Source organism: Neobacillus notoginsengisoli (assembly GCF_003515685.1).
Classification (GTDB): domain Bacteria; phylum Bacillota; class Bacilli; order Bacillales; family Cytobacillaceae; genus Bacillus_D; species Bacillus_D notoginsengisoli.
Genome location: NZ_QWEG01000002.1, coordinates 374,609 through 387,746 on the forward strand (window position 1 = coordinate 374,609; position 13,138 = coordinate 387,746).

General features: G+C 45.7%; 12 protein-coding genes. 4 read left to right on the plus strand and 8 right to left on the minus strand.

All coding sequences use genetic code 11. From position 1 onward, the window contains the following. Positions 1-6: 6 nt before the first annotated feature. Positions 7-1,056, plus strand: a complete 1,050-nt coding sequence (locus D1B31_RS04410; RefSeq protein ID WP_158587447.1) for a YecA family protein — start codon at positions 7-9, stop codon at positions 1,054-1,056. Positions 1,057-1,125: 69 nt separating this feature from the next. Here the strand turns inward: D1B31_RS04410 and D1B31_RS04415 are convergent, their stop codons facing one another. The 6 genes from D1B31_RS04415 to D1B31_RS04440 all read right to left on the minus strand — a co-directional run bounded on the left by D1B31_RS04415 (position 1,126) and on the right by D1B31_RS04440 (position 8,505). After that, the gene (locus D1B31_RS04415; protein WP_158587448.1) at positions 1,126-2,580 is read right to left on the minus strand and encodes a PAS domain-containing protein; all 1,455 of its coding nucleotides are present in this window, start codon (positions 2,578-2,580) and stop codon (positions 1,126-1,128) included. 240 nt (positions 2,581-2,820) lie between these two features. Beyond that, on the minus strand, positions 2,821-4,716 hold the full coding sequence (locus D1B31_RS04420) for a PTS fructose transporter subunit IIABC (protein WP_118919526.1): 1,896 nt from the start codon (positions 4,714-4,716) through the stop codon (positions 2,821-2,823). A gap of 88 nt (positions 4,717-4,804) precedes the next feature. Further along, positions 4,805-5,716: a 1-phosphofructokinase gene (gene pfkB / locus D1B31_RS04425; RefSeq protein ID WP_118919527.1), complete on the minus strand. Its 912-nt coding sequence runs from the start codon at positions 5,714-5,716 to the stop codon at positions 4,805-4,807. Continuing rightward, positions 5,713-6,465 carry a DeoR/GlpR family DNA-binding transcription regulator gene (locus D1B31_RS04430; RefSeq protein WP_118919528.1) on the minus strand — a complete coding sequence of 251 codons (753 nt, stop codon included), beginning with the start codon at positions 6,463-6,465 and terminating at the stop codon, positions 5,713-5,715. Before D1B31_RS04430 ends, pfkB begins: the two co-directional genes overlap by 4 nt. Before the next feature lie 352 nt (positions 6,466-6,817). Beyond that, positions 6,818-7,543, minus strand: a complete 726-nt coding sequence (locus D1B31_RS04435) for an endonuclease (protein ID WP_118919529.1) — start codon at positions 7,541-7,543, stop codon at positions 6,818-6,820. After that, positions 7,540-8,505, minus strand: coding sequence for a S8 family peptidase (locus tag D1B31_RS04440; protein ID WP_118919593.1), 966 nt, complete (start codon positions 8,503-8,505; stop codon positions 7,540-7,542). Before D1B31_RS04440 ends, D1B31_RS04435 begins: the two co-directional genes overlap by 4 nt. Positions 8,506-8,799: 294 nt before the next feature. On the opposite strand from D1B31_RS04440, the gene D1B31_RS24070 reads away from it, so the two are divergent. Continuing rightward, positions 8,800-9,960 carry an SEC-C metal-binding domain-containing protein gene (locus D1B31_RS24070; RefSeq protein ID WP_158587449.1) on the plus strand — a complete coding sequence of 387 codons (1,161 nt, stop codon included), beginning with the start codon at positions 8,800-8,802 and terminating at the stop codon, positions 9,958-9,960. A gap of 165 nt (positions 9,961-10,125) precedes the next feature. Here the strand turns inward: D1B31_RS24070 and D1B31_RS24075 are convergent, their stop codons facing one another. Next, positions 10,126-10,284 carry a hypothetical protein gene (locus D1B31_RS24075; RefSeq protein ID WP_158587450.1) on the minus strand — a complete coding sequence of 53 codons (159 nt, stop codon included), beginning with the start codon at positions 10,282-10,284 and terminating at the stop codon, positions 10,126-10,128. After that, positions 10,277-10,423: a hypothetical protein gene (locus D1B31_RS24080; protein ID WP_158587451.1), complete on the minus strand. Its 147-nt coding sequence runs from the start codon at positions 10,421-10,423 to the stop codon at positions 10,277-10,279. The genes D1B31_RS24075 and D1B31_RS24080 overlap by 8 nt, the downstream gene beginning before the upstream one ends. 495 nt (positions 10,424-10,918) lie before the next feature. Here D1B31_RS24080 and D1B31_RS04450 point away from each other — a divergent pair, with 495 nt between their 5' ends. Continuing rightward, positions 10,919-11,656 (plus strand): GntR family transcriptional regulator, encoded by a 738-nt coding sequence (locus D1B31_RS04450; protein ID WP_118919530.1) that lies wholly within the window; start codon positions 10,919-10,921, stop codon positions 11,654-11,656. A 66-nt stretch (positions 11,657-11,722) separates the two neighbouring features. Beyond that, positions 11,723-13,111 (plus strand): purine-cytosine permease family protein, encoded by a 1,389-nt coding sequence (locus D1B31_RS04455; protein ID WP_118919531.1) that lies wholly within the window; start codon positions 11,723-11,725, stop codon positions 13,109-13,111. The last annotated feature ends 27 nt before the right edge of the window (positions 13,112-13,138 follow it).

A 13,138-nucleotide genomic window follows, 5' to 3' on the forward strand; every position in this document is an offset into this window, starting at 1 on the left:
CAAATAGTGTCAACGATAGGCCGTAATGATAAATGCCCTTGCGGGAGCGGCAAGAAGTACAAGAAATGCTGCAGCAAGGGGTCGGTTGTGCAATTAGAACAGGTGCTAGACGGGGAATTGCGGGAGCTCCAAGCCGATATGATAAGATACACATGGAATAACTATGAATCCGAAATAAAAGAATATTTAAAGGAGCATTACGATAACTTCTCGGTTCCGGACGAGGCATCTGAGGTGTTTGAATTTTGCGCACTAACTTGGTTTGCCACATCCGTTGTCAAAAACGGGAAAACAGTCCTCGATGAGTACCTCGACTCTTTTGCCAAAACAATTTCCAGGCCAAAGGTCAAAGGATTGGCCGAAGCTTGGAGAAACAGTTACCCATCTGTCTTCCGTATGGTCGAATTGGAGAATGGCAAATTCCTAACAGTTGAAGATATTTTCACAAAAGAAACATCACAGGTAAAATTACTTGATCAGGACTATTTACCGGAACAAGGGGATCTCATAATCGCAACGGTCCTTCTTTCCGATCCAAAGTTATTTTTCGGAACCTTCTTTAACATTCCAGCCAACTTTGCAAAAGAAGTTGAAAGAGCGGTTCTCGCATTATATAAAGAAACCGGAAATGGAAATCCTAAGGCCTTTATGAGAGATTCATTCCTGGTCGCCCTTGATCGCTTTATGTTCCCAGAACCAGTCACCCTTCTGGACGGTTGGGAATGGGCTTCGGAAAAACACCGTGAAGTGGCGGAAGAATACCAGGAATACATAGGGGAAATAGATGGTTCAAAGGAGTTCGTAAACCTTGGCCTAAAACTTTGGTTCCATTACAGTGATAAGGCAAACCCGATCATTCGAAACCCTCAAATCTATACAGCCGCACTCATTTATTTGATTCTGTCACAGATTCCAACTGGAGGTACAATTTCGCAAAAGCAACTCGCTGAAGCCTTTGAAGTCTCTGCCGGCAGCATCTCAAGCAAGTTCAGGGACATGAAAAAAGTCCTCCACAAAGAACTTCAAGAGATAGAGGAAACAACCACCTCAGCATAAAACGAAGCAAGGGGACGGTTCTGCTGCTTCATTCGACACCCGAATGAAGCACTGGAACCGTCCCCTGCCTCATTCCTCTAACCTCGGTAATTCCACCCTGAAATTGGTCCCTTTCCCCACTTCACTACTTACCTCGATGTTTCCTTTATGGTTCTGGACAATGGTAAAGCTGACCATGAGCCCAAGACCGGTTCCCTGTTCTTTTGTGGAATAGAACGGCTCTCCGATTCGGTTCAGCATTTCCTCGGACATGCCAAGACCGTTGTCTTTGATGTCGACAAAAACATTGCCTCCGTCGGCAGACAACGAAACACGAAGATCTCCGCCTTTTGGCATTGCTTCAATCCCATTTTTAATCAGATTGATAAACACCTGTTTCAACTGGTGTTCATCGCCTAAAACCGAAACTGCATCAAGTCCCTTCCCATAGGCCAAATCAATTCGGACATTTTTCAGATTGCATTCCGATTCCAGCAAGGAAATGGCATGCTTGAGAATGGGGACCAGTTTCTTTTCTTTGAATTCAACTACATAGGGCTTAGCCAGCACCATAAAGTCATTGACGATATGGTTGATTCTTTCAATTTCATCAATGATAATGCTCAGATACATTTCTCGGCTGGCTGTCTCGTCTTCTTTTAGAAGCCTGGCGAACCCACGGAGCGAAGTGAGTGGATTGCGGATTTCATGCGCTACCCCAGCCGCCAATTCCCCAATGACCGACAACTTTTCTGCCCTGACAAGCATCTCCTCTGTTTTCTTCTTAGTGGTAATATCATGGCCGATTTCCACATAGCTTTTAATTTTCCCGTCGGCAGACATGAACGGAATGATCGTTGCGTAAATCCAGTAGAAGGTTTCATCTTTGGCCTTCTTGAGAATCTCCCCCTTCCATACCCCACCCTGGCCAATTTGATCCCAGATCTTGTTGAAAAAGGATTGGGGATGGAAGCCTGAATTCAGGAGACTTTGGTCTATACCCACCAGCTCGTCCTTGCTATATTTGGACGCTTCACAGAAATTATCATTCGCATAGGTTATTTTCCCTTGAGTATCCGTAATGACGATAATTGAGGACTCATTGAGTGCCGATGCTATTGAACTTAACGATTTTGAGGTGATGATCAGATTTTCCTCAACTTGTTTTTGTTTCGTTATATCCTCACTGATGCAGATGTACTTCTCGGGTTTTCCGTCCATACCGAGTTGCGGGACAATTTTGGTATGCATCCAATAGAAGCTGCCATCTTTGGCTTTAATTCGCATGTTCCCTACCCAAGGGAATCCAGAACGAATCTTTTCAAGGATTCCCTGAAGAAACCTTTCGGAATGATAACCCGAATCCAGCCAATCATACCCTTTTCCAACCAGCCCTTCCTTTGGGTATCTGACTAATTCACAAAAAGCATCATTAACGTAAACAATCACTCCATTTGAATCTGTTACCGATATACTAAACGCTTGATCGAGAGCAGCCAGTATATCACTCGAAAAGTCCATTGACACAGGTTCCAAAGCCATCATCGTTCCTCCCCTGAAAAGTAAGCAACCCATTTAAAACTATTATAATATATCTCGAGGAAAATTATTGGAATATTTTAAAACATTTCCAAAACACTAATCAGGGAAGCAAAGGGACGGTTCTACTGCTTCATTCGACACCCGAATAAAGCACTGGAACCGTCCCCTGCCTCACTTGTGGAACAATTAATCTGTGAAATAAGAAAAAGCGGGGTGTGACAGGCACTCCCCACTTCCAATCTCCTACTCTACCACTCTCTTTTTCAATACCCCCAACAACACCGCTGTCACCAGTGCTCCCGCTATGATGGCGAATAGGTACAGAACCCAATTCCCTTCCACGAGCGGCGTGACAAAAATTCCGCCGTGCGGTGCTCTTAGCCCGATGTGGAATGCCATGGAGAGTGCGCCCGCGACGGCGGCCCCTGCCATGATGGATGGAATGACCCTTAGAGGATCTGCTGCGGCGAACGGGATGGCGCCTTCCGTAATGAAGGAAAGCCCCATAATATAGTTTGCTTTTCCAGCATCTCTTTCTTCGGTGGTGAACTTATTTTTGAAAAGAGTTGTCGCGATCGCGATGCCGAGCGGCGGAACCATTCCGGCCGCCATGATTGCGGCCATTGGCTCGTATACGCCGTTTGTGATGAGACCTGTTCCGAACAGGTAGGCTGCTTTATTGACAGGCCCGCCCATATCGAATGCCATCATCAAACCGACAACCACACCTAGTAAAACTGCGTTTCCGGTCCCAATGCCTGACAGCCACTCTGTGATTCCCTGATTCAACGCACCCACCGGTTTATTCACAAGGTAAATCATCAAAAATCCAGTCAATCCGATTCCGAATAAAGGATACAGAAGGATGGTCTTGACCCCTTCAAGTGACCGAGGAAGAGTAGCAAACAGCTTTTTCAATCCAATGACAATATATCCAGCAAGGAAACCGGCAACAAGGCCGCCAAGGAATCCGGCCCCTCCAACATTGGCAAGCACCCCTGCTACCGCCCCCGGCGCAAAACCAGGTCTGTCCGCAATGCTCATCGCAATAAAACCGACAAGAATCGGTACGAGCAGGCTGAACGCTCCGCCACCGCCGCCAATATCCATCAATGCTTTTGCTATCGGATGGAAAGAAGGATCATTCGGATCAAATGCGTTATAGCCGAACAGGAAGGACAGCGCAATCAAAATCCCGCCGCCAACAACAAATGGAAGCATATTGGAAACACCGTTCATCAAATGCTTATAAATTGTTGCGCCAATCGACTTCGGCTTATAATCCCGGCCACCTGCACCACTCGCGGATACTCCGCTACCCTTATAGATTGGAGCGTCCTTTTTGACCGCCCTTTCGATCAATTCCTTCGGTTTCCGGATCCCTTCAGCTACCGCCGCCTGAATCAACGGCTTACCGGAGAAGCGCTCCATTTCAACCTTCGTATCAGCGGCAACAATGACAGCGGTCGCCTTTCTAATATCGTCCGCAGTCAGGACATTTTTCGCCCCGCCCGAGCCATTCGTTTCGACTTTAATGTCGACACCGAGTTCAGAAGCCTTTGCCTTTAGGGCATCCGCGGCCATATACGTATGGGCGATTCCAGTCGGGCACGCAGTCACGGCGACAACAAACGGCCTTTCGCCAGCCGCCCCCGTCGACTCTGCTGCCTGTTCTTCCTCATCATCCTGGTCATAGGCGTTGATGACCTCCAAGACCTCTTCCTTTGAAGAAGCCGCCATCAGCTTTTCCCTAACTTCCGGCCGCATCAGCATCCCGGATAGCCTCGCAAGTGCTTCGAGATGGGTATTGTTCGCTCCTTCTGGGGCGGCAATCATGAAGAACAAGTGGGCCAGCTGCCCGTCCAATGATTCAAAGTCAACCCCAGCTTCCGATTTACCGAACGCGATTGCTGGCTGTTTCACTGATTTTGTTTTTGCGTGCGGGATGGCAATCCCATCGCCTACCCCAGTCGTGCTTTGGGCTTCCCTTTTCAAAATCGCTTCTTTAAAGGCTTCCTTGCTGTCAATCTTTCCAGCTTCGTACAGAATTCCGACCAGGCTATCGATGGCATCTACTTTCTTCGTTCCCCCAACCGATAGGAGAATCGTTTCCTTCGTAAGCAGCTCCGTGATTTTCATCTGTTTCCCTCCTCAAAATAAGCTTACATGTCTCTCTATGCAAAATTCCGTTTCCAACCAACCTGTGAAAAGAAGAATGACAGCCACCCTACCTCTCCGTCACTTCCACCTCTTCCAAAAGCTCCTCCGTCTTTTCCTTCGTCCCAAGTCCAATCGAGAAGGCAGTCGCGCTTCCGGCAGCCACGCTGTATCGGAACGCTTCCTTTTCACTGCCCGTTTCCAAGTATTTGGCGAGGAATCCAGCAACCATCGAATCCCCGGCGCCAATCGAACTCCTTACTTCGCCCTTTGGCACAGTTGCCGAAAGCGCCATCGTTTCATTCACGAAAACAGCGCCTTCGCCCGCCAACGACACAATGACATTTTTCGCCCCCAGTTCCACAAGCTTTTTTGCAAAAGGAAGGGCCTCATCCGGCATATGAATGTCAACCCCGAAAAACTGGCCAAGCTCGTGATGGTTCGGCTTTATCAAAAATGGCCGGTAAGGGAGAACCGTCTTCAAGAGGTCTCCCTCCGCATCCACGACAACCTCTGTACCGTTTTCGCTGCAAATCCGGATCAGTTCTTTATAAATGTTTTTATCCATTCTGCTCGGGATGCTTCCGGCGAGCACCAAGGTGTCACCCGATCGAAGCTCGGCGATTTTGCCCTTCAGAACGTCCAGGTCGTCAGCGGAAATCGCCGGACCCTGCCCATTGATTTCTGTCTCTTCTTCGGCTTTCATCTTCACGTTGATTCTCGTTTCCCCGTCCACTTCAATAAAAGAAGTCTTGACTCCCTTTGCTTCAAGCGCATCCTTTACAAATCGGCCTGTAAAGCCCCCGATAAAGCCGGTTGCGATCGAGTCTACCCCCATCGACCGAAGCAGAAGAGAAACGTTAATCCCTTTTCCGCCTGGTATTTTCGCTTCCTTTTTCGTTCGGTTCAAAGCCCCAAGCTCAACCTTGTCAAGCGCCACGATATAGTCGATCGAGGGGTTCAACGTCAATGTATAAATCATGATGTCACGACCTTTATGTCTGTTTTACTGTTGTACTGTATATGAAGTTCTTCATCAAGTTGATTTGTAAGAATAGTGGCCGCATCCAGGCCTGCAATTTTGGCAAAAGAAACTTCCGAAAACTTCGAGCTGTCAGCCAAAATGAATGCCTCCGCCGCCAAGCTGAGCGCCTTTTGCTTCACCATCGCCTCTTCCTGGTCAGGAGTCGTGTACCCATAGTGATGATGAACGCCATTCACACCTAGGAAGCACTTGTCAAAACGATACTGCTCCAGGCTCTCAATCGCGCCTCTGCCAATGATCGCATTCGTTTTCTGTTTGACGTATCCGCCAATGAGATAACACTCTATTCCTTTTTCCAACAAAAGCTGAATATGCATGAGACCATTCGTCACGACAACGATGTCTTTTTCGGGCAAAAATTGAATCATTTCCCTTACAGTGGAGCCGGCATCCAGATAAATGCTGTCCCCTTCTTCCACAAGGCTTGCCGCATACTTGGCAATCATGACTTTTTCATGAAGGTTTTTGGAAGATTTCTCGGCCATGCTCGGCTCCAGCAACTTCCTCTGCAGCCGTTCCGCTCCCCCGTGGACCCTCTTCAGGAATTTCTTCTCCTCAAGCTGCGTCAAGTCCCTCCGGATCGTCGACTCCGAAGCCCCCGTTGCATCCACAAACTCCTGCAGCTTCACATGAGGCTTCTCCTTAATCATCTGCAAAATCACCCGATGCCTCTCAGGCGTCAACATAAACCGTCACCCTCTTCCTAAACTACCTCCATTATAATGAAATCGATTTCAAAAATCAATCACTTTCATTCAAAACCAATCAAAAACAACCAGAGAGAATCATCTTTTCCCCAACCCCTTCCGGGAAGCACGGGGACGGTTCTACTGCTTCATTCGACACCCGAATGAAGCGCTGGAACCGTCCCCTGCCTCAATCTATGAAACAAGAAAAACCGAGGAGTGACTGACCCCCCGATTAAATAAATAAAGGTGCTGGCCAATTGACCAGCACCTTTTTGATTCTGAAATTATTTTATATCAGCATTTCTGCCCATTCAGGATAATCGATAAACGGATTCCTGTTCCCTTGAATTTAAAATATAGCCGCATTTCTGTGCTTTTCATAGGTCGTGACTGGATATCGGCTGTGCCATACCAGTAAAAGCGGCAGGTTTACTTTGTCATGGATGTCCACATTTTTATATCTAAGAATGAAATACATCGTCGCTCTGGAAACGATGCCTTTTCCATACTCTGGCTCGAACTTTTGTTCTTCCGTCATTCCGCATCCTTCCCGGATATGCTGTATGGAGACTTGAGGCTCGTATGAAACGAAATCATGGTACGGAAAGTTGCTTCTCATCCTGTTGCATGAAGGCTCGCAGGCAAAAAGGTGGTGGAGATCCCCACGCATTGGTTCTTGCTCATCAAACCAGGATTGCGGGACGACATGCTCACAATTAAACAGTTGATTTCCGGACATGGCACCCGGTTCATTTTTTTCCAGACGTTCCAGCAGCATCATGTCGTGGACAATCGTCTCCGAAACATCCATTCTTCTTCCAGAATAAAGGCTCTTGAGCTCGCCGTTTTCCTGTAAATCCACCCATGGGTAGACATAGCGGTGGGGTGCATACGTTGGCCGGTTCTTGTGTGTACTTTCAATGATGTGTTGAGCACTGTTCTTTAAATCCGATAAATCAATGTCTTTATAATACTCAATCTTGGCTTGCTGGTCTGTGTACTCATCATAGTAAGGCTGGTCCGCTCTATTTTGCAAAAGGTTTTGAATATCGTCAGAAAGCTTTAAATGACTCATAATGCCTTCAATAATGTTGCCTGGAATTCATGATCAAAAATCCTGGATAAATGATCCGGCACGGTTAAATAGACGAGCCCGTTTCCTTCAAGCCGCGGTGAGTGGCCGAGCGGGACTGTTCGTTTAATTAGCTGTGCGAAGAGCTCCGACTCCGATAGCTTTCTATCAAAGCTTCTAACTGCAAGAACCTTAATCAGCGCCAGTGCTCCAGACACATGCGGAGCAGCCATGGATGTTCCAGATAGGGCTGCATATTTGCCATCCAGATAAGTGGACATGATGTTTTCCCCGGGAGCCACCAGATCTATTTCATTATTGGAATTCGAAAAATCCGAGGACCTTCTTTCCAGATTGATGGAACCCACGCTGACGACTTCGTTATAGCAGCCAGGATAGGCGAATTCATTCGTGTCGTCTTTTCCATCCCCTTCATTTCCGGCGGCGCAGACGACGAGTATATTATTACGCACTGCGTTCCTGATGGCTTCATGTAGCTCAGGCACATCATTCGGACCCCCGAGGGACATTGAAATAATGTCCACTTTCTGTTCCACGGCATAATGAATTCCATCTATAATCCAATCATATTTCCCAGAACCGTTCCGGCCCAGAACCTTTATGATCAACAGATTGGCTTCAGGCGCCATACCGATGACTCCAAATTTATTCTCTCCAGCAGCAATTGTGCCTGCGACATGGGTGCCATGGCCGTTGTAATCTTTAAAGATGCCGGGGTCTCCTCCATCATCGGAAGTGAAATTCCTGCCCCCGATGATCCGATCCTTGAGGTCGGGATGGTCTATGTCACAGCCTGTATCCAGCACAGCAACTGTTATGCCTTTTCCCTTCGTTTCGCCCCAGATTTTAGGAGCCTGAATTAATTCTACACCTGATGGAACTTCGTTTACGCTTTCTGTTGTTTCGACCACCTGGAACGGAATAACACGGACGTATCGATTCATTTCCTTCCCTCCCTTTAAGAATAGCTGTGGAGCCAAGCCTTGTTGTTCACCTCTATTATAATAGTTGACGGAATATTCAAACAGATTCATTTGTCGCATGTCTCCAGCCCTCAGAGAAAGTTATTTTGGGTAAAAATCCCCATATGAAGCAGGGGACGGTTCCAGTGCTTCATTCGACACCCGAAAGAAGCGCTGGAACCGTCCCCCTGCATCACTGGTTTTGAAAAGCGCGGCTGGTTGCAGGCTTGTGGTATTCTAGAGTTACTATATAGAATTTAGTCGAGGTGAGATTTTATGGTTGGCAGAAACGATGCATGTCCGTGTGGAAGCGGAAAAAAATACAAGAAGTGTTGCGGAAAAAATGATGCAGTTTCATTTGATCAGATGATCGATAGTGAATTGTTCGAAATTCAGGGGGATATTTTACGATATACTGCGGATCGATATGAGAATGAAATTGAGGATTATGTGGAAGAACATCTTGATAATTATCCTGTTCCGGAAGATGCGTATGATTTAGTAGGTTTTTACGCGCTGACTTGGTTTACCACATGCCTTTATAAGAACGGGAAAACGGTGCTGGATGAATACCTGGATGCTCATTCGCAAACGATCACCAGGCCCCGGACGAGAGAAATTGTCCAGGGATGGAGGAACAGCTTCCCTTGCGTGTTTCGGATAACCAGCTTGGACAACGGAAAGTTCCTGACAGTTGAGGACATTTTTGCAAAAGAAAGCTCGCAGATAAAACTGCTCGACACAGAGGATCAGCCGGAAGAAGGGGACCTCATCCTCGCAACGGTGCTTCTTTCAGAACCAGCGGTGTTTCTGGGGACCTTTTACAATCTGCCTGCCTCCAAGGCTGAGGAAGTGGAAGAGGAGGTTCTTGATTGGTATAACGAGAGCGGGTTCAGCGACCCGAAGGAGTTCATGAGGGAAGAGTTCCTTGTGGTGCTCGATACCTTTATTTCTCTCGACATACCCGACATTGATCCTATTGAGGATTTAGAGTGGCATTCGGAAAAACATCGCGAAATAGCAGAGAACTTCCGGGAAATGATGGAAGAATTGGAATTACCTAGTGTGTTTGTCAAGCTTGGGATTACACTCTGGTTCAGCTATTGTGAAGCGGCGAAGCCGAAGATTTCCAACCCTTCCATTTACGAGGCAGCGCTTTTCTACATGATTACATCGCTCACTCCGGATCCAAGCCCAGTTTCTCAAAAAGATCTGGCCGCTCTGTACGGGATTTCAGCAGGCAGCATCTCCAGCAAATACTCGGAAATGAAAAAAGTCCTAGAGAAAGATCTTAAGGAATTAGAAGAAATCATCGCCAACTCACACATGGACGCCCTATGGGACGAAGATGACGAGGACTTCTTTTTTGACGAAGAAGATGATGAAGAGGAAGATGAGGATGAAAAAAAGATAGATGATGATGATCTGCCATTTTAGTCGTAAATCAAATCATGAAGACACCTGGATGCCTTAACCGATGACCAACACCGTCCTTATCCTTCCTTGGATAACATAAATACAAACCGATTCTAAATGTAAACACCCACTTTATTTACCTATAAGTGGGTGTTACTGTCAGAAGAAGTGGCAGGCCCTCCTCTCCTACCATATCAAAATCTCATGATCGAAACGCAGCATCGCCGCTTCGATTCCATTTTCATCAGCTTCATGCAGAGGAATTTCAAGCCAGTCATCATTATCGAAAACCAGCCTGATTTTCCACTCCTCCATTTCGGACCGTTTCACCTTTCGGCTAATCAATGAGCATAACGAATCCAGGGTAGCCGGGAACATCGCTGTCAAACCTCCGTCCAGTCACAAACAGCTGCGGCATGACATAGGCGGTAAGCATACCTCTCCCCCGCTCTCCCTCAAAGAAAAACTGCAAATAATCTCGCATGAATATAACAGAACTTACCTCAGCTTTTCCAGTTCGCGTATCATCTTATTTTCCCCCGGTAATTGTAGATTATATTTTTAACTTTCCCCGTCCCTGCCTATGTAAGCAGTAAAAAAATGAACACTTTGCGACATTGAAGCAGGGGACGGTTCCAGCGCTTCATTCGACACCCGAATGAAGCAGTAGAACCGTCCCCTGCCTCACTCGAGGAACTATCACTCCGCGTAACAAGCAAATCGGACGTGACAGCCAACGGGTACTTCTTGAGAAGTTATACAATAATATTTTTTTGGAAGGGCTTGCATTTTAAAAATTGATGTGCTAATTTTAACTTGTATAAAAAATAGACATGTCTACTACTCTTAAACTACACGAATGTGATAGGAGTTTTGACAAGAAGAAGGGCTTATTTGTCTATGATTGTTCAAACAAGCCAACAGTCCTATATTTAATAAATATATTCTAAAATACCTGTTTCCAAAGGAGACTGGACGGATGAATAAAAATAAATCCAATAAATTGAAAAGGCCGCTCTATGTAAATGTTTATGATGAACTTCTTCTCCTAATTTCGAAAGGGGAATTCCCTGTTGACACAAGGCTTCCTTCAGAACCGGATTTAGCGAAAAGCCTCGGGGTCAGTCGGGCAACTTTAAGGCAGGCTTTGGCACTTTTACAGGATGACGGATTGATAAGAAATATACATGGAAAGGGCAACTTTGTCATTGACTCTTTACACAATGAACCAAGTGAGATTCGATTGGAAAAATTAACGAACCCGATGCATAAGTGCCATATAAGCTCGTTTGACCGGGTCGACATACAATCCTATTGGGACCCCGATACAGAATATACAAAACAAGTATTAAAAAGAGATTCATCCAAGGTAGCAGCGATTGACCGTTTTTATTATAAAGAAAAAGATTTAGTCGGCTATGCTTTTACCTTTCTATCCTTGGAAACCGCAGAAGAGTTGGGCTTGGACCTGGATAATAATGAGCTCCTGCTTGATTATCTCGAAAACCAGGCGTACAAAGATGCGATTCAGGGAGATATCGAAATAAAGTATACACAGACTGTCAATATAGCGAGTCGAAAAGATAGTCTTTTAGGCCGGAAAAATTGCTTTTTGCTCATGGAAAGCCTTTACAGCAATGCGAATTCACCAATCATGTTTAGTAAATTTTATATACCTCAGCAATTTGCGCAAATAAAAGTAAAGGCATTCAAATAGTGATTGGACTAGTAATCTAACGGAAACTCCCAAAAAATTTACTAACAATAGAAAGAGGAAAACGGAATGAGCCAAAAACACCCTGATTTAATTCCAGAAAGTGAAAGAGTTGGACAACCTAAGCAATTGTTTTGGATTTGGTTTGCATTGAACATCGGTATTATGGGATTAGTCTACGGCGGGATTATCGTAAGCTATGGCCTTAACTTCATTCAATCCGTTATTGCTGCATTCCTGGGGGCTGCATCGTTTGCTCTGATCGGATATCTTAGTTTGCCAGGCAAGCTCGGAAAAGCTCCGACATTTGTATTATCCAGGGCCCCTTTTGGATCAAAAGGAAACCTGATACCAGCTGTATTGGCCTGGATTTGTTTGATTGGCTGGCTGAGTGTCGGTAACGTTCCGACAGGTATTTTCTCCATTAATGCCATCGTAACAGCACTTGGTTTTGAAGTAACAACGACAGTACAAGTGATCGGCCTTATTGGCCTAGCGATTGCAATTATGGCTTTATCACTAGTAAACCAAGAAACTCTCGTAAAAGCTCAAACAATCTTCACCTATATTTTCGGTGCAATGACAGTCGTAATTTTGGCTATTTTAGTTCCGCAAACAGACTGGTCGGCCCTTATGAATATGCCGAATGGAGATTGGGCAGGAGGCGTATTGCCCGCGATTTCCATCATCATTGCCGGTTCTGCACTTAGCTGGGCTATGTGTGCGAGTGATTATTCCTGTTACCAAAGCCCTCAATCTTCGAATAAATCGATTTTCTGGACAACGACGATTGCATCATCTTTTCCGCTCTTTGTCATTATGTTCCTAGGAATTTTAATGAATGCAACGAATCCTGAACTAATTAGCTCAGCCGATCCAATTGCTGCATTGGCTTCACAAATGCCGAAATGGATGGTCATTCCATACTTCATTACAGCACTTGGCGGAATTATTCCACCGGCGGTTATTTCACTTCGTTCCGGACGAAATGCTTTGGAAGCTACAAATATTAAGCTTTCAGATCGAGCATCGATTATTTTCCATGGTGCCATCATGATAGTGCTGCCAACTTATGTATTATTCATAAATGGTGACTTCCTAGGCTCATTCCAAATGTTTTTAGGGGTTGTCGGTATTGGCCTCGCTGCCTGGACAGCTGTATTCGTAGCAGATTATGTGATCCTCCGCAAAAAGCAGGGATATGATCCTGATATCATCTCAGGTGATAAAAATATTGCTGTCAATAAGGGGAATGTCACAATCTGGTTTGTAAGTGTGAGTGTCGGGCTTCTCTTCACTTCAAACCCACTATTCCCCGCTCCTTTTGCCAAAGGAATTTTCGATGGCAACAGCTTGGGAGTATTGCTGACATTTGCAGTGGGCTTGGTTTTAAGCTGGATTTATTCATTAGCACAATTGAAGAAGCAGACAGCTGTAGAACATGGAAACGCAGCTTAACTAACCAATTTATTGGAGGTAAAGGAT

Excerpts from the sequence above, each read along its gene's own strand:
- D1B31_RS04415 (WP_158587448.1), bottom strand. The coding sequence starts at position 2,580 with ATGATGGCTTTGGAACCTGTGTCAATGGACTTTTCGAGTGATATACTG.
- D1B31_RS04420 (WP_118919526.1), bottom strand. The coding sequence starts at position 4,716 with ATGAAAATCACGGAGCTGCTTACGAAGGAAACGATTCTCCTATCGGTT.
- pfkB (WP_118919527.1), bottom strand. The coding sequence starts at position 5,716 with ATGATTTATACATTGACGTTGAACCCCTCGATCGACTATATCGTGGCG.
- D1B31_RS04430 (WP_118919528.1), bottom strand. The coding sequence starts at position 6,465 with ATGTTGACGCCTGAGAGGCATCGGGTGATTTTGCAGATGATTAAGGAG.
- D1B31_RS04435 (WP_118919529.1), bottom strand. The coding sequence starts at position 7,543 with ATGAGTCATTTAAAGCTTTCTGACGATATTCAAAACCTTTTGCAAAAT.
- D1B31_RS04440 (WP_118919593.1), bottom strand. The coding sequence starts at position 8,505 with ATGAATCGATACGTCCGTGTTATTCCGTTCCAGGTGGTCGAAACAACA.
- D1B31_RS24070 (WP_158587449.1), top strand. The coding sequence starts at position 8,800 with ATGGTTGGCAGAAACGATGCATGTCCGTGTGGAAGCGGAAAAAAATAC.
- D1B31_RS24080 (WP_158587451.1), bottom strand. The coding sequence starts at position 10,423 with ATGCGAGATTATTTGCAGTTTTTCTTTGAGGGAGAGCGGGGGAGAGGT.
- D1B31_RS04450 (WP_118919530.1), top strand. The coding sequence starts at position 10,919 with ATGAATAAAAATAAATCCAATAAATTGAAAAGGCCGCTCTATGTAAAT.
- D1B31_RS04455 (WP_118919531.1), top strand. The coding sequence starts at position 11,723 with ATGAGCCAAAAACACCCTGATTTAATTCCAGAAAGTGAAAGAGTTGGA.